Source organism: Pseudomonas gingeri (assembly GCF_013386115.1).
GTDB lineage: Bacteria > Pseudomonadota > Gammaproteobacteria > Pseudomonadales > Pseudomonadaceae > Aquipseudomonas > Aquipseudomonas gingeri.
In genome coordinates this window covers 191,974-209,840 of the sequence record NZ_JACAOR010000002.1, presented here as the reverse complement: position 1 = coordinate 209,840, position 17,867 = coordinate 191,974, and the positions used below count along the sequence as shown (strand labels likewise).

The 17,867-nt window shown below is 58.4% G+C and carries 9 protein-coding genes; 8 read left to right on the top strand and 1 reads right to left on the bottom strand.

Features of this window, described 5'->3' with window-relative positions; all coding sequences use genetic code 11:
- Positions 1-114: 114 nt before the first annotated feature.
- Together motA and motB are read left to right on the top strand one after the other, a co-directional pair.
- A complete protein-coding gene (gene motA / locus HX881_RS05750; protein WP_017125084.1) occupies positions 115-966 on the top strand; it encodes a flagellar motor stator protein MotA in 852 nt (283 codons plus the stop codon).
- Positions 967-969: 3 nt separating this feature from the next.
- Positions 970-2,010, top strand: coding sequence for a flagellar motor protein MotB (gene motB, locus HX881_RS05745; protein WP_017125083.1), 1,041 nt, complete (start codon positions 970-972; stop codon positions 2,008-2,010).
- Positions 2,011-2,086: 76 nt separating this feature from the next.
- On the opposite strand, the gene rsgA is transcribed toward motB, so the two are convergent.
- On the bottom strand, positions 2,087-3,118 hold the full coding sequence (rsgA, locus tag HX881_RS05740; RefSeq protein ID WP_017125082.1) for a small ribosomal subunit biogenesis GTPase RsgA: 1,032 nt from the start codon (positions 3,116-3,118) through the stop codon (positions 2,087-2,089).
- 110 nt (positions 3,119-3,228) lie between these two features.
- Between rsgA and orn the strand changes: the two genes are divergently transcribed.
- The 6 genes from orn (at position 3,229) to HX881_RS05710 (ending at position 17,861) form a co-directional block, all read left to right on the top strand.
- Positions 3,229-3,771, top strand: coding sequence for an oligoribonuclease (gene orn / locus HX881_RS05735; RefSeq protein WP_017125081.1), 543 nt, complete (start codon positions 3,229-3,231; stop codon positions 3,769-3,771).
- An 84-nt stretch (positions 3,772-3,855) separates the two neighbouring features.
- Positions 3,856-4,470 (top strand): trimeric intracellular cation channel family protein, encoded by a 615-nt coding sequence (locus HX881_RS05730; RefSeq protein WP_177083818.1) that lies wholly within the window; start codon positions 3,856-3,858, stop codon positions 4,468-4,470.
- A gap of 199 nt (positions 4,471-4,669) precedes the next feature.
- Positions 4,670-8,674: a hypothetical protein gene (locus HX881_RS05725; protein WP_246356466.1), complete on the top strand. Its 4,005-nt coding sequence runs from the start codon at positions 4,670-4,672 to the stop codon at positions 8,672-8,674.
- A gap of 53 nt (positions 8,675-8,727) precedes the next feature.
- The gene (locus tag HX881_RS05720) at positions 8,728-11,760 is read left to right on the top strand and encodes a hypothetical protein (RefSeq protein WP_177083383.1); all 3,033 of its coding nucleotides are present in this window, start codon (positions 8,728-8,730) and stop codon (positions 11,758-11,760) included.
- A gap of 12 nt (positions 11,761-11,772) precedes the next feature.
- On the top strand, positions 11,773-13,629 hold the full coding sequence (locus HX881_RS05715) for a hypothetical protein (RefSeq protein WP_177083382.1): 1,857 nt from the start codon (positions 11,773-11,775) through the stop codon (positions 13,627-13,629).
- Between the two features lie 8 nt (positions 13,630-13,637).
- Positions 13,638-17,861, top strand: a complete 4,224-nt coding sequence (locus HX881_RS05710) for a hypothetical protein (protein WP_177083381.1) — start codon at positions 13,638-13,640, stop codon at positions 17,859-17,861.
- Positions 17,862-17,867 lie beyond the last annotated feature (6 nt).

The window sequence follows — 17,867 nt, the reverse complement described above, 5'->3', positions numbered from 1 at the left end:
GGCTTTTCGCCTGAACTGGCTATAGTCTGGCGCAGATTCGCCGATAAGGAGAAGAAGAGATTTATTAACTTCCGAATATGACCTTGAACCCGACTCAGTAAGTGCTCTCTACCTATGGCTAAAATTATCGGCATCATCGTCGTATTCGCGAGCGTGCTCGGCGGGTACGTGCTTTCCCACGGCAAGATTGCCGCCCTGATCCAGCCCTTCGAGGTGATGATCATCGGTGGCGCGGCCTTCGGTGCGTTCCTGCAGGCCAACCCCGGCTACATGACCATGCACGTGGTCAAGAAATCCCTGGGCATGTTCAGTTCGCGCTTTACCCACACTTTCTATCTCGAGGTGCTGGGCCTGATCTACGAGATCCTCAACAAGAGCCGCCGCGAAGGCATGATGGCGATTGAAGGGGATATCGAAGACGCCGCCGCCAGCCCGATCTTCGCCAAGTACCCGGCCGTGCTCAAAGACGAGCGCATGACCGCCTACATCTGCGATTACCTGCGCATCATGTCCTCCGGCAACATGGCTCCCCATGAGCTGGAAGGCCTGTTCGACATGGAGCTGTTCTCCATGAAGGAAGAGCTGGAGCATCCGGCCCATGCGGTGACCGGCATCGCCGACGCCATGCCCGGCTTCGGTATCGTCGCGGCGGTACTGGGGATCGTGGTGACCATGGCTTCCCTGGGCGAAGGCGACCAGAAGTCCATCGGCCTGCACGTGGGTGCGGCCCTGGTAGGTACCTTCTTCGGTATTCTCGCCGCCTACGGTTTCTTCGGTCCCCTGGCGACTTCCCTGACCCACGACGCCAAGGAAGAGCTGAATATCTACGAAGCGATCAAGGCCTCCCTGGTGGCCTCGGCTTCGGGCATGCCGCCTTCGCTGGCGGTGGAGTTCGGGCGCAAGGTCCTGTATCCGAAGCACCGTCCCAGCTTCGCCGAGCTGGAACAAGCGGTTCGCGGTCGCTGAGTCATGGAAAACAATCAGCCGATCATTATCAAGCGCGTCAAGCGCTTTGCCGGCGGGCATCATGGTGGCGCCTGGAAAATCGCCTTCGCCGACTTCGCGACGGCGATGATGGCGTTCTTCCTGGTGCTGTGGCTGCTGTCCACGGCGACCCCGGAACAGAAGATCGCCATCGCCGGCTATTTCAAGGACCCGATCGGCTTCTCCGAGAGCGGCACGCCCTACATCATCGACCTAGGCGGTTCGCCGGTGCTGGCGCCGGACAAGACCCTCAATCCGGAAGTCAAATCCCAGCCGCAACCGGACAAGGTCACGGTCGACACCGACCAGGTCGAGAGCATGGCCGAACAGGTCGAGAAAGAGCGCCTGGAGTTGCTGCTGCAGGAGTTGCACAAGAAGGTCGACGAGAGCCCTGAGCTGCAGAAGTTCAAGGATCAGATCCAGTTCGAGATCACCCCGGACGGCCTGCGTATCCAGATCATGGACGCGGAAAACCGGCCGATGTTCGACTCCGGCAGTGCGCGCCTGAAGCCTTACTTCGAAGACATCCTGCTGGCCATGGCCGACACCATCAAGGCGGTGCCGAACAAGATCAGTATCAGCGGTCATACCGATGCCAAGCCGTACGCAGGCTCCGGTGACTTCGGTAACTGGGAACTGTCGGCCAACCGCGCCAACGCGGCCCGTCGGGCACTGGTGGCGGGGACCTATCCGGACACGCAAGTGGCGCGGGTGGTGGGTTATGCCTCGTCGTCGCTGTTCGACAAGGCCAACCCGTTCAACCCGGTCAACCGTCGCATCGATATCGTCGTGCTGACCAAGAAGGCGCAGAAGGCCATCGAGGGCGAACAGGGTGCCGATGACGACAAGCCCGCCCCGGTCCCGACTCCGGGCCAGGGTGCGCCGGGCGAAGTGCCGGCCGACCCGAATGCGCTGCCGGCGGACAAGCAGCCGCTGCCCGCCCATGAGGTGCGACAGCGCTTGAACATCTTCGAGGACGGCGTCTTGAAGATGGACGAACCGGGCAAGCCGAAGACCGGCTCATGAGCCGATAAACAACAAGGCCGCGATTATCGCGGCCTTGTTGTTTGGGTGTTGTTTCGGTCATTTGGGGCGACAGGGGTCAATAGCTGTCCTGCGGCAGGCTGGCGATGATCGAGCGGTAGCTGTTCATCCGCTGTTGCTGCACGCGGCCATCTTCCAGGGCCTTGAGCAGCGCGCAGCCGGGCTCGCGATCATGCTTGCAGTCGCGGAAGCGGCAGGTGCCGATCAGGTCGTTGAACTCGATAAAACCCGCTTCGACGTCGGCACGGCTGACGTGCCCCAGGCCGAATTCGCGGATCCCCGGGGAGTCGATCAGTTCACCGCCGCCGGGGAAGTGGAACAGCCGCGCGGTGGTGGTGGTATGGGTGCCCTGGCCGGACAGTTCGGAGAGCGGGCCGACGCGGGTGTCCACTTCGGGCAGCAGGCTGTTGACCAGCGAGGACTTGCCGACCCCGGATTGGCCGACAAACACGCTGATGCGCCCGTCCAGCTGTTGTTGCAACTGCTCCATGCCGTTGCCGTGATGGGCCGAGACTTCCAGCACCGGATAGCCCAGCGTGCGATACACCGCCAGCAGTGCGTTCAGGGCCGGGGCATTCTGCTCGTCGATCAGGTCGAACTTGTTCAGCAGCAGCAACGGCCGGATGCCGGCATGCTCGGCCGCCACCAGGTAGCGGTCGATCAGGTTGGCATGGGGTTCGGGCAACGGCGCGAAGACGATCACGATCATGTCGACGTTGGCGGCCACCGGCTTGAGCTGGCCACGGCTGTCCGGGCGCTTCAGTTCGGTGGTGCGCGGCAGTTGCGCGACGATCACGCCAATACCCTGGTTGCCGGCACGCCAGACCACCCGGTCGCCGGTCACCAGCGCCGGCAGGTTGGCCCGCAGATGGCAGCGGAATACCTGGCCCTTGAGCTCGCCTTCCAGTGCCTCGACTTCGACCTGCACGCCGAAGTGGGCGATCACCAGGCCCGTCTGCTCGGCGCCCAGGTCGCCGCCTTCCAGTGCCTCGACGGCCTGGGATTCGCGTTTGGCGGCGCGTGCGGCGCGTTCGCCCTGGATCTTTTCGATGCGCCAGTTCTGGCGGCGGTTGAGCTGGCGTTTGGCCATGGGTGTTCCGTGTCGTTGAATCGGCGGGGAGGGGCAAGCGGTCGCGAGTTTAGCACGCCCGGCAAGCGCGGCCTGCGCTAAACTGTGCGGCTACGCCGAGGAGCCAACCCATGCAAAACCCACAGAATCTGATCTGGATTGACCTGGAGATGACCGGCCTGAACCCGGACACCGACGTCATCATCGAAATGGCGACCATCGTCACCGACAGCAACCTCAACACCCTGGCCGAAGGCCCGGTGATCGCGATCCATCACAGCGATGAAGTGCTGGCCGGCATGGACGAGTGGAACACCCGTCAGCACGGCGGTTCGGGCCTGACTCAGCGCGTGCGCGAGAGCCGCATCAGCATGGCCGAGGCCGAGGCGCAGACCATCGCCTTCCTGGAACAGTGGGTGCCCAGGGGCAAATCGCCGATCTGCGGCAACAGCATCTGCCAGGATCGCCGCTTTCTCGCCCGCCATATGAAGGCACTGGAAAACTATTTCCACTACCGCAACCTGGACGTGTCGACCCTCAAGGAACTGGCCGCGCGCTGGGCGCCGCAAGTGCGTGACAGCTTCCAGAAGGGCAGCACGCACCTGGCGCTGGACGATATCCGTGAGTCGATCGCCGAGCTGCAGCACTACCGCAAGCATTTCATCAAGTTCTGATCCGCAGCGGTGCCTGCCGCGCTGCGCTCTTTTGGGGCGCGGCGCAAGTCAGTAGACTGCGGGCCTTCTCCTGCCCGGATCGCCATCATGCTGCTGATGCTCTACCTCGTCGCCATTACCGCTGAAGCCATGACCGGCGCATTGTCTGCCGGACGGCGTGGCATGGACTGGTTCGGCGTGGTGCTGATCGCCTGCGTCACCGCGCTTGGCGGCGGTTCGGTGCGCGACGTCCTGCTGGGGCATTACCCGCTGACCTGGGTCAAGCACCCGGAATACCTGGTACTGACTTCGGTCGCGGCCCTGGTGACGGTGTTCATCGCGCCGCTGATGCGTCACTTGCGCTCGCTGTTCCTGGTGCTCGACGCCCTGGGCCTGGTGGCCTTCACCCTGATCGGGTGCATGACCGCCCTGGAAATGGGCCAGGGCATGATGGTGGCTTCGGTCAGCGGAGTGATCACCGGGGTGTTTGGCGGGGTGCTGCGGGATATCTTCTGCAACGATATTCCCCTGGTCTTCCGCCGTGAGCTCTATGCCAGCGTCTCGTTCGCCGCCGCCTGGTGTTTCCTCGGTTGTACTTATTGGCAACTGCCCAATGAACAGGCGATTCTGATCACGCTCTTTGGTGGCTTTCTGCTACGCCTGTTGGCAATTCGCTTTCACTGGGAAATGCCGAAGTTCGTCTATAACGACGAAGCCTAGTGGGCCTATATATCTATAGTTTGAAACCTTATTGTTGATCCGATCGGACAGGGTCCGATCAACAAATTGCGTTTTTCTTTTGAAAAGGACAACGAGTAGCCTTGTGACTCATAAGTAGTAATAAGGATATTACGATGTCTGAGTCTTTTCTGTCCGCTTGTCTCCCTCCGTGCCTGATCGTGCGGGATGGGGTTCTTGTATGAACAGACTGTTGTTCGATTATGGCTCGAATCGCTACGAAATATCGGGTGACGCATTAAGCCAGGATGACCTGGCGTACCTCGCTGAAACTCAACGTGTCCTGGAGAAATATAAAGTCTGTTTTCCCGAGTTGTATCTGGAAGGCAAGGGAATACGTGTCACGCAAGGTGGCAAGAGCTATCTCCTGGGAACAATCCATACCCAGGGGGTGGATGAGCAACGAATTATCTATCCCTGCTTTCGGGAAGAGTTCGTATTTGATTTTCTTCGCGATATGTCGTCCTTTTCTCTGTGGCGTGACCTGGATGGCGAGTTGGCGGCTTCCTATCCTCTGCTCAAGTCGGAGTTGATAAGGGAGGGGGTTGCCGAAGAGCATCGGATCAACTGGGTATTGACCCGGGACTTTATCGCGATGGTCACTCCGACGGGCGAGAATTCCAGCATTAAAAAACAAGAGCTGGATTTTTTGAACGGCCTGCTTTCTCTCCAGCAGGTCGGGGCCGCACAGGCGAAGATGCGACGCTTGCAAGGTGTGAACCTGTCGAATCCGCCGGCAACGGATAGCGCATCGGGTCCGGGACGTCGTCGCAAGCGTGCCATTGAGCACACATTGAATCTTCTGGTGGGTGACGATGTTGCCGATGTCAGACTCTATCAGGTGGTCGCGGCGCAAAGTCCGGATTCCGCTGCCAGTATGCGTCTTGTTTCGAAGTACTACACACAATGGAAAGGGCGTATCAATACCCGGCAGGAATTTGCCAATTTCCTCCTGGCGATCAATCTCGGCTCAATGCCACCTTCGCTGTTTACCGGGTTCCATCAATTAGGCGCCTTGAGACAGCGACGCGTGACACAGGTCCTGCTCACCCTACCCAACGAAGGCTCTCCGGAGTGGCGGAGGATGCTGCTCAATATTCATGGCGAGTTCGATCAGTTCAGGCAGCGGGCGCTGGGCCGCATCCTCAAGCCGGGAGGGCGCAGTTACCTCGAGTTGGGGGCCGACTATTCAATCAGCAATAACGACCTGGTCATAAAATATTCCGCGGCGGCGGCGCCAGGTGTCGAATTTGACGGAGTCGTCAATGTCATCGCCCACGGTCAGTATATAGAGCGACGCGTGTCCGGTTATCCGGAAAAGGTTGCGGGCTGGCTGCACGACAACCTGCTCGCCAATTATGGCGCGACAGGGTTCAGGAAATTGAAGGTGATCAATTTTCAGTCCTGCCATATTCCGGATGTGCTGGCGAAGCACATTACCTGTCTTTTCCTGGAAAGGTCGTCGGTGTTTTTTGAACCGGATCGAATTCCCAATTTACTGATCATCTCCAGTCCGCGATCGCCGCTGGTATTGACGTCGCAGCTGCTACTCGGTCGTACCCTGTCGAGTCTGTGGCAGGAGCAGCACTTTGTTTTTCCCGGGCATGTGCTCAAGGCGTTCAGGCACCTGATCGATAACTCTTCGGGTATTCAGGTGGCGATCAGCGAGAATTTTCACTGGTCTTCTACCTTTACCGATCCGAACTATCTTTCATTCGCGGATTACCTGAGAAGCACACAGGTTTTACAGGCGGATCGACTGTTTACGGAAACGCCCGGTATTCCTTATGTCGCTAAGACCACGTTCGACTCTATCAACCGCGTCACACGCGCGGTGCTCGATCTGCGCAGGTCGGGAGTGGAGCAGTGTGCCCAACTGATCGTTGATCGGTTTCCCGGGGCGGTCGGCGATGTCCAGAGGCTGGTGTCGGTTGCCTCCATCGCCGAAGGGCCGGATATGCTGCCAGTCGGCGAAGTCGATACCGTGCGCAAAGTGATAGGTTTTCTGGCGCAATTGAAGTCGGCAGCGGACCGTCGGGATTTTCTCGGCGGTTATCAGATTTACCATGCGACGAAAGTAAAAATCCTGATTGATCCCTATGACCCCCATGGGCCTGCAAAGATCAGGCATTTCACCGACCTGATCTTCATATTGTGCGGTTCCAGGATGCCTGGCACCGAAGAGCGCTATGAGGCCGCCTATAAAAAGCTCTTTCTGCTGGAGAAGGAGGAGTATCGGGCGATGACCGGCATCGATATCGATTTCGCCGCCCGGCAGTTTTTCAAGAATTATCCGTATATACAGTTCGCTCCGAGCGAGTTTCATTCCTTTCAAGCGCCCAGCCCTCAGTCGGACATGGTGACCGTGGACACCGGCCTGCTGCGGGGGCTGCAGGGCAGCGAACAGTTGGGGATGCCCACACGGGAACTGCGGCGATTGCTGGACGCCGGGGACGAAATAAATACCCTGTCGGCCATGGAGCGGCTGGAAAGCAGCCTGGACAAGAAGAAGCCATTTCTCAACGACTCGCGTTCGCTGAGAAGCCTGCAAGAGACCCGGGAAAATCTCGAGCGCGCCAGGACCCGTCTCGAGAAAAAGCAGTTGTCACCCATCGCCCTGAAAGCCACTGCGCGCTTGGCCGCCGGCTCCAGTCGCCTGCTCGGGGCATTCGGGGTTTTCGCGGACTTCCGCACCCAACCCTTCCACCTCGACTTTTCCTCGGTCAGGTCGGGTCTGTTCAGCACCAGCGATTCGCTGGCGGTGGTCAAGGGGGTCTTTGATTTCAGCTCCGATATCGGCCCGGCGCTGGCCTTGCGCCTGGCCTCCAGCGCGTCGCGGGCACTCTGGCAACCGCGGCTGGACCAGCTGTTTTTCAAGATGAACAAGGTGCTGCTGCCCCTCGATGTGCTGTTCACGGCGGTCAGCCTGTATCGCAACGTCGAAGGCGCGCGGTTGGCCAGGAGCGTCGAGGAACAGGCGCTGTATATCACCATGACGGTGATCGATGGCGCCTCGTTCGGGCTGGGCCTGGCGGGCTTTATCCTGATCGGCGTGCCCGGGGTTGGCGTCGCGTTGATTCTGGTGGGGATGGCCCTGGCGGTGGTGAATATCCTGCTCAATGCCATCGTCAGCCTCTCGCAACTGGAGAACTATCGCTGGGATGAAAAGGTTGGCCTGTTCTTCGGCAACCTGTTCGGGGCCTCGGCGCTGCACGGCATCCTCACCCAGCAGCAGATGCGCCAGGCGGCGGATCAACTGTTCGCCGGGGTGAGCGAAGAGGGCATCGATCTGCTGCTGACGCCGATGATCAACGACGCCGACGACAGCGACCAGACCAATCCGCTCAAGGACATCGGTTCGATCAGCCAGGGTTCCAGCCTGCGCCAGCAGCCCAAGGGTTATACCCTGTCGCCGCTGGGGCTGACCCCGGATGACCTGCAGACCTGGACGGACGGGAAGGACCAGGACAAGACCGCGCAGGTCCACAAGGGCTGGTACCTGCGTCGCCGGGAGCGCCCGCGCAAGCTGATGGTGACGATGCCGTCCACGCCGAACACGAGGCTGGAAGTGCTGGATTTCGGTGCGATCCCGACCATCCTGCTGTTCGGTGCCACGCCCCACCTGTTGCTGGAGGCCAATCCGTTTGGCTGGGCGGCGGGAGAGTCACCCCAGGAGTGGGCGCTGAACCGCTACCAGGTCAGGCTGCACCGCGAGACGCCCTACACCCTGCAGTTCAAGAAAAGCGTGCTGAGCTCGAAGGACTTCGACTCGAACTTCGGCAGCCGGACGGAACTGCTCGTTCCGCCGGGGGACTTGCCGACGCTGCCGCAAGTGAGCCTGGACCTGTCCGGCCAGGACCGCGAGACCCTGGCGGAACTGGACTTGTCCCGCTCGTCGCTGGAGATCGTCAAGTTCAAGGGCAAGAGCACCTTCCGGCTCGATCTGGTCAGTGCCGATGACCAGGCCGCCTGCGCGCTGGAGCGGGTGGTGCGCACGGTTCAACTGTCGGCGCATATCTCGTTCAAGAGCGGCGAGACGCACCCGGTGATGGCGGTGGTGGAGGAAGGTTCGCGGATCACGCTGAGGCATTCGACGGGGCATTCCCTGCTGTTGCTGAAGCCGCAGGTGCGTCGTTGCGATATCGACCTGCACGCCCCGGTCAGCGGTTTTGCAGTTTCCATCTAGATGCAAGCCTGACGTTATAAATAAAGTTCAAGCACTTTAAGGGAATATAAGTGATGAGTGACAGGAAAGTAATAAAGATCACCGGGCATGCGGCCGCGACGGATTCGGAACTGGAAAAAGTCGAGCTGATTCTGACGGACACTTCGCTGAGGTACCATGATCTCACTACCCAACTTGATCCACGGGTAACGCCGGTCAAGAAGCAGTCTTTCAACATCGAGGACCGTGATCGGGAAAAGTTGCAGATTTCCCTGGAAGGCAATTTTTTTGTCACTGAGCTCAAGGGCGGGGAGCTGGTTTTAAGAAAAAATATAGAAAGTTGCTTGAAGCTTGTTCTGCAGAATCAAACCATTACCTTGAACCCGAATATTTATTACGGGAACCGGTTATATAACGTGATGGAAATGGACCTGCCGCAACTGCTTGTGCCAGGAAACAACCAGCCCGTCATGTTGGGCAGTGCCGCCAGTCGGCCCTATGACTCGACAGCGTTGCTATTCAATGCGGAAAGGGCCGCTGAGCTCGACCGCTATCCCGATGACACCCTCGTCAATTATGAAATCAGGCTGGCCCGGTATGACGGGCAACCGACAAACCCGACCGCGGGCTATCTGAGTTTCGCGGAGATAAAAAAGGCCCGATCAAGGGGCTTCGTTCTCCTGCCGAGTGTGCCGACGTCAGCCTTCGACTTGAGCTCGATCCGGTTTTCCTACCGTATCACGGCGCGTGGGGGCGCCCGGATAGATTCCCTGGAGGATGAAAAGAAGGACCTTTTGCAGGTCAGGGTCAGTGCTTCGAGTCATCAGCTTATCGACATGAAGGCGATCAACAAGGCGCACACCCTCGATTTTCTGGAGATGAAATGCCTGTTGAACGGCGAGGGCCTGTTCCGCTACCTGAATGTCGCCTTCCCTCGGTTCAGGGTCTTTTATGATTCGGGCAGCGAGGTGGCCTATAACAGCGTTCATCACCTCGATCTTTCGACGGCAGCCAAGAGGACAGAGCATGGGTTGCTGATCGATATGGCGTCGCTTGCCTCGGTCGATTTTATCGACAGGAGATCTTTTTTACGCATAAAGGGATTGGCGTATTTCGAGCAGGCGCCGCCAGAAGTCGCCAACTTTTCGTATGAGATGCTCGACTCGGATTACCGGGTGATCAACGAGGCGCATTACGTGGGGCGCTGCCACTTCAGAAAGGTTGTCGAGGACGCTGCTGCATCCCGCGTACTGCATCTGGAGACGCAAGGGAATCCCTATTATCTTGAGATGGATATCAAGGATCCATTAAAGGAAAGCCCCGCAAAACAGGGCTCCGCAGCTTGTTATTATCGAATCCATCTGATTTCTCCTTTCCCGTCAGTCGCAATGGACCAGCTGTTTTTTTCCGAAGTCGATTTCTACTTCGACAGGAAACTGAGCTTTGCCGATATTGCCCGGGACCTGGATCTGCCCTATGAGGAATTGGATATAGCGCCGCTGGTCCAGAGTGCAAAACTGCAGGACTTTCTTGAGGCGCATACGCTGGCCTATACGGCGATTCCGTTCTCCTTTGAACGGATGACGAAAGATGTGCTCATGCGGGCCGCCTTTCCCCAGGCGGTGGCAAAAAATGTCTCCGTCCACGGCTATTCCAGAACCGGAAGAAAGCTGTTCAGCACGCGCTGGCTGGAAAAAGACCGGGTAGAAGAAGCGCCCGCCTGGTGGCAGGGGGTGGAGATACTGGTGCTCTGTCTCTGGATGAAAAAGGATGCCCTGGCGCAAAGCCCTTCGCCCTATACCTACCGCGCGGAAAGAGAGTTTGACGGCGGCACTTATGACGCGCCGTATTTCCTGAGTGTCGAAGGGAAATTCAATCCGTATACCTACATTCCCTGCCTCAAAGGCAACCATGTCTATGAGCTCGATCCACTGTTCTCCAACACCCTGTATGTCGGGCAGGGGCGCAGTCGGGTTCAAGGTCGGGGTTCAGCCAATACGATTTATCTGATGTGGGACTCTCACACCGTCTTTGATTTCGCCGCGGAGGAGGACTTTCAAAAGGGCCTGGCACCTTCGCGCCTGAAACTCATGGGGGTCGAGTTGGAGAACGTGGTGATACAGGTGCCGGGGCCGGAGGAGGAACATTGGGGCAGTGTCGTCCTGGAGTGGGCGCTGCTGGTCGATCCGCAGAAGGAACTGGCCGCGACCCGTGATCCGGCCGTCCAGGGCTGGTTGAAAGGCAGTCAGGCAGCGCTCAAGGAAGGCTCGTTGACGCTGGTCAACTTCCTGAAGGAGCCGATTGGCGAGTTTCTGGAAATCGAGATCAAGGATCGCCTCTACACCCTGGAAGTGTCGCGAAACGATGGCAAGGTTCATTGGCGGCGGCAAGTCGATCTCGGTCGTGAAGCCCTGGGCGAGAAAACCGTGCTTCGTCGCTGGAGCGACAAGACCGAGTACGTGCTGCGCAACAGCATTCTGGGCAAACCCGACACGCCGCTGTATCCCAGCGATGACGGCCAGGACATCCTGATCGCCCGTGGCAACGTGGCCTATCTGCATGGCGGCAGGCATGAGACGCAACTGGTCGGCAATCTGCCGGAGAACTTCTTCTATCTCGATCAGGGTGGCGCCGACAGTGTGATCGCCAACGGTTATAGAAACACCATCGAGATATCCGGCGCCTCGGGTGGGGACAAGGTCCTTTTCCTGACGACGAAAAGGGCGGCGACCCATTTCATTTCCGCTTCCGGCGTCAGTTTCAGAACGGCCCGCATACAGGACGACGACCTGTTCTTTTTCCAGGAAGCCGAGACCCATCTGCTGACGATCTGCCTGAAGGACATCGTCGCCTGGCCGCGCTCAGCGCAGAACCGGGTCAGCCTGTTGCTTGAGGAAGGGATCTTCAGCGCCGATCGGTTGATCGAGTCCCTGCGGCTGTCGGCGTTGAGTTATCGAGAGGAGGTTTACCGGTTGCAATCCGTGTTGCCGGAACCGGCCCTGCAACAAGGGTTTACCCAACTGGCTGACAGAGTGGCCCAGGATGAACACTCGAAGGCGTATCTGAAAGATCAGATCAAACAGTATGACGTGGTCGAAAAGGAATAAGGAGAAGCCCTGATGTCTGCGCAAGCCAAGCTATTGGAGATGAATGAACATCGCTACAAGGTGGCGTGTCCTTTTTATGGAGAAAAGGACTATGCATTCACGTTCGAGTTTACCGCTGTCAACGCCGTCTGGCAGGCACATGATGCCGACTCCGCCAGTCTTGTCGCCAAGCCGAATATCTGGATGGGCGAAGAGCGAGAAGATCACTACACCGTTGCGCAACGGCCGGAAGCCGCCGATGAACGAGTGTTTGCCTATCGGCTCGGGCGCAGTTTCACCCTGGTCTGCCTGAACGAGCAGTTGTACCTGATGCTCAGGACCTGGGAAGAAGACCGGGAGGGAAAGGTGCTGGCGGCGAGCCGACGTAATAAAAGCGCGGTGAAAGTCGCGACCCGGATGGTCTCGGGGAAAACCGAGCCGCTGATGTTCGCCCATGGGGATCCCTGCGTCATCAAGCTGGAAACCAGGGACGGGCTTTCGACGGTCAAGGTCTGGAATACCGGAAAAGCGGGGGAAGCGCCTTATATCCTGGGCGACTTCGGTGAGGCGTTCAGGGATTTTTTCGCCGGCTTCAGCGAGTTCCAGTTCAATACCATTCCGCTGGCCATCAAGAATGGCCGGCACTCGTTGCGCCTGGAAAGAGTGGCGGCCTGGGTGGGTAACGCCCGGCCGGAGGGCGAGGCCAATCTGCGCGATTACCTGGAAGAAAAAAAATCGCTGTTGAAGGGCTTCGGCTATCGGCAACTCCCCCTGGAGCAACTGATTGCCCATTACCCACTGCAGAAGAACCGCTGGGGAACCCTGGATAACAAGCTGTTCCACTCCGTGGAGAACGCCAACTTCTCCATCGAGGCGGCTCGGGGACTGTGCTTTGATGCCTTCAGGAATTCATGCTCGGTTTCCCTGACACCTGCGGCGGATCGAGGCGTCTCCAGCGGTTTCATGCTGGATGTGCGACTGAAGGAGCCACGGTCACTTGAAATCCAGACGGTGGTCGCGTTGATCGACAGGTGGAATAAAGCGCAATCCGTTTTCTCGCGGCGCAAGCACGGGCTGGATTTTAAAAAGATCGTCGAGGACGTGGAGCGTTTTGATCCGGCTGAACCCTTTGTAGCGGGTGCTCATTACAACGATCGGACCCTCGCGCAATTCATCGGGACCAGCACGCTGGCGGGTAGTCTGCCGAATTTTGTCGGACAGTTGAGTGTGTCCGATTTCTCTGTCGAGGCGCAGTTGAAGGCCACCATGCGTCAGCTTCAGCTCAAGCTGAACGAGGATAAACAGACGCTTTACACCCGCCGCACGGATATCGGTGCGCTCACCTGTAAAACCGCCGCGCCTGAGAGCAGTACCCGTTTCTCCCTGCAGATCCTGAGGCAAATGAAGGCAGGCCCGGCGAATGGAGAGTTGGCTTACGAGGAGAAGATGGTCTTCAGCGACTCTCAGGGCAACGAGCGCGGATCAGTGGACTTGGAGGGTTTTCCCTGTTTCCTGCTGCTGTGCCTGAGTGACGATCGCAAGGCGTTCAATCTGTTCGTGGCGCGGGCCGAGAGCGATCTTTCCGGCGGGTTGCAAGCCGCTCTGACGTATGCGATTTCGCCTGCCGGCGATCAGGCGGCGTCTCGAGAAGATCCAGCCATCGCTGAAGTCGTGCTCACCCTTGGCCTGGGAACAGGCGTGGGGAATGGCCCGATGCTCGCGATCAGGGATCTGAGTCTTTGGAGTAGCGCCTTGTGGCAACGGGAAGGTTTGTTGACGGCGGGGGAGAAGATTGACCGGGGCTACAATGTCAAAACATTGGCCCATCTGGGTTTTTCAGGTTCGCTCGGTTCCCTGGTCGAACAATATGAAAAATCTTCGAAGTTCTAGGTGGGCTTATGCAAAGGTTATCGTTTGACTACAGCCTGCATCAATATGAAATATCAGGTGCCGGACCGGGCAAGGAAAGCCTGGCCCGTCTCGAATCCATCGAAAGGCTGTTGAAACATTACGCGGTGATTTTTCCCGAGCTTTATCTGGAGGACAACAGGATCAGCGCCGCGCAAGGCGGGCGGGTTTATACGCTTGGCGAACTATATACCGAGGGCGTCGGCGAGCAGCGAATCATATACCCCCGCTTTCGCGATCAATGGAGCTTTGAGTTTTCTCGGGATATATCATCCTTTCTGCTATGGCAGGCAATGGATAAGTCATTGCAGGGGAGTTATTCGCAGCTTGAGTCGGCATTTTCAAGTGCAAGAGGAGACGGTGCGCGGGCCCTGGTTGATTTGGCATTGCTCAAGGATTTTCTCGCAATGGCCAGGGTCGAGGGGGATAACGTTGTAAAAAAACAGGAGGAGCTGAATTTCCTGAAGGGACTGATCGCCCTGTATTATCTGGGGGTTGTCCAGAAACAGGTGCGGGTGTTTCGCGGGGTCAACCTGCCGGTGAGCCCGTCCAGGCCGGGTGGGCGGGTGAAGCGTGCCGTGGGAGGGACTCTCAATCTGCTTATTGGTGAAGATGTTGCAAGCGTCCTGTTGTATCACAACGCTACATCTTTTGAAGAAACCTACCCGTTGGCGATTATAAAGTTTTATTTCTATTACAAGAGTAGAGGCGGGCTGAAAGATGCGCAGGATCTGATCAGGTTCTCTATTTCGTTCAAGGAGTTTTTCAGACGGCTCTCCGGTCCGGCTTGGCAGATCAATGCGATCGAGTATCCCAGTATTGTCGACATTCTGAGTGCCGAAGGTGCAGTGCCCGAAGATGCCGAGGCCGCCCGTCGCTATATCGATAATATGGACAAGGAGTTCGTGCGTTTCAGAAAGAGCAATCTGGATCGGATCCTGATCCGTGAGCAGGAACTGGGTATTTACACCCTCAGTAGCTACCATAAGCTGCGATCGCGGGAAATCGATACGCTCCTGGGCCGAGGTCGGCCCAGGCCGATTGACGCGTTGCTCATTGATTACATCAGCCCTGGCGATACCGCGAGTCCTTTTGACGGCACCGTGCATATAGTGGGGCATGCGGATATTTTTGGCCTGGGTGGTGTTTCCAATCCGGAAAGGATAGCCAGTTGGATATACGATAATTTTTCCGGCGTGTTTGGAAAAAACTCCGCCAGGTTCAGGCAGATCCGCTGCATGAATTTCACCGCGTGCCATTTCCCCGAGGCCCTGGCGTCCTATGTGACGGTTCTTTTTATCGAGCGCTGCCTGGAGCAAGGGAATTTCAATGTCATCGGCGGCGACGGTATGGAGCGGCGCTGGATCCCCAATATAACCGTGATTTGCAGCCCTCATTCTTCCCTGGTCTATAGCTCGGGTCTGGGTCTGATTCCGTTTTCTTATATCGCCACTAACGACAATATGGCGCCATTGCCGGGCGTTGTGCTCAATGTCATGGATCGCATGCGCTCCCAGGGATTTTCTGCCTTTCTATCGAAGACGGGGAGCCTGGATTTTTCGGAGCCCGCCGTTCGGCGGTTTGTCCAGGAAACACGGGTGTTTTCCGTAGCCGGCATGGTTGGAGATGCGTTCCAGGTCAAAGTTGTATCGGAGGCCGGGTTCGAGGCGGTGAAACAGGAAAAAACAGCCGATTACAGGGTCTATGAGCGAGGTTTCGAGGAGGAGAGGCGCAGAAGAAAGGCTGAGGCGGTCGAGATTGCCCGAAGGCCGCTGCCAGGATTCGGAGGGTGGACGACGGAGCAGCATGTGGCCCGCGTCGAGCAGTTGATTTATGGCACTGCGTCCATCAGGCCAAAAGACCAGGCAGCGTTCTTGCGCGTCAATACATTTGAAACGATGCGGTTGTTGCACGGTTATTATGCAGAAGTAAAAAACCGCTATGCCTCGCCGGCACACGTTGGTGCGGACGAGAGCGAGGCTGAAGTCAATAGCAGGATATACACGCAGGCCCTGGAGGATCTGCGCGAGGAAAACAGAATCAAGATCCTGATTGATCCGGTGGATCCTGATTATCACTATAAGCGGCAGTCGATACTCAAGCTGTTCCGCGAGCATTTGGGCATTGTGTATCGCGAATTTCAGGATTTTGCGTTTTATAGCCCGCACGATGGGCCACTACTGGGCGTGCAGCCATATAACTATGGGTATGTCTCTTATTATGATCAGCAGTTGGCGGATATCCTGTTTGTCGTCACCAAGCAGGAATATCGGGAAATCACCGGCATCAAGGTCGATAATATCCAGTTGAACGCGGCACGCAGTGTGTCAGACGCTATTTTCAGGAACGCTCAAAAACCGAAAAGAGGCTCGCCAGGAGACACCATCCTGCTGGGCGCCCCGCCGTTGTACCAGGGCTTTCTGGGCAGCGCACAACTTGGCGTGTCAACACGAGAGTCGGGCGCCTTGCTCGAATCGGGCGAGGAAGCCAGGGTTCTTTCCGCCATCGAGCAACTGGAAAGCAGCCTGAAACGCAAGAAGCCGCTGTTGCAGGATGCGGGGGGCCTGGGAAAGCTGCAGGAGACCCAGGAAAACCTGGCCCGGAGCAAAGCCGCAGTCGAGAAAAAGCAACTGTCCCCTGTCGTCCTGAAGACCGCCGCGCGCATGGCCGCCGGCTCCAGTCGCCTGCTGGGGGCATTCGGGGTCTTCGCGGACTTCCGCACCCAGCCTTTCCACCTCGACTTTTCCTCGGTCAGGTCGGGGCTGTTCAGCACCAGCGATTCGCTGGCGGTGGTCAAGGGGGTCTTTGATTTCAGCTCAGATATTGGCCCGGCACTGGCCTTGCGCCTGGCCTCCAGCGCGTCGCGGGCACTCTGGCAACCACGGCTGGACCAGCTGTTCTTCAAGATGAACAAGGTACTGCTGCCCCTCGATGTGCTGTTCACGGCGGTCAGCCTGTATCGCAACGTCGAAGGCGCGCGGTTGGCCAGGAGCGTCGAGGAACAGGCGCTGTATATCACCATGACGGTGATCGATGGCGCCTCGTTCGGGCTGGGCCTGGCGGGCTTTATCCTGATCGGTGTGCCCGGGGTCGGCGTCGGCCTGATTCTGGTGGGGATGGCCCTGGCGGTGGTGAACATCCTGCTGAACGCCATCGTCAGCCTCTCGCAACTGGAGAACTATCGCTGGGATGAGAAAGTCGGCCTGTTCTTCGGCAACCTGTTCGGGGCCTCGGCACTGCACGGCATCCTCACCCAGCAGCAGATGCGCCAGGCGGCGGATCAGTTGTTCACCGGGGTGAGCGAAGAGGGCATCGATCTGCTGTTGACGCCGATGATCAATGACGCCGATGACAGCGACCAGACCAATGCGCTCAAGGACATCGGTTCGATCAGCCAGGGTTCCAGCCTGCGCCAGCAGCCCAAGGGTTATACCTTGTCGCCGCTGGGGCTGACCCCGGACGACCTGCAGACCTGGACGGACGCGAAGGACCAGGACAAGACCGGACAGGTCCACAAGGGCTGGTACCTGCGTCGCCGGGAGCGCCCGCGCAAGCTGATGGTGACGATGCCGTCCACGCCGAACACGAGGCTGGAAGTGCTGGATTTCGGTGCGATCCCGACCATCCTGCTGTTCGGTGCCACGCCCCACCTGTTGCTGGAGGCCAATCCGTTTGGCTGGGCGGCGGGAGAGTCGCCTCAGGAGCGGGCGCTGAACCGCTACCAGGTCAGGCTGCACCGCGCGACGCCCTACACCCTGCAGTTCAAGAAAAGCGTGCTGAGCTCGAAGGACTTCGACTCGAACTTCGGCAGTCGGACGGAGCTGCTCGTTCCGCCAGGGGACTTGCCGACGCTGCCGCAAGTGAGCCTGGACCTGTCCGGTCAGGACCGCGAGACCCTGGCGGAGCTGGACTTGTCCCGCTCGTCGCTGGAGATCGTCAAGTTCAAGGGCAAGAGCACCTTCCGGCTCGACCTGGTCAGTGCCGATGAGCAGGCCACCTGCGCGCTGGAGCGGGTGGTGCGCACGGTTCAACTGCCAGAGTACATCTCGTTCAAGAGTGGCGAGACGCACCCGGTGATGGCGGTGGTGGGGGAAGGTTCGCGGATCACGCTGAGGCATTCGACGGGGCATTCCCTGCTGTTGCTGAAGCCGCAGGTGCGTCGTTGCGATATCGAGCTGCAGGCCCCGGTCAGTGGGTTTGCGCTGTCTGCTTGAACCCGA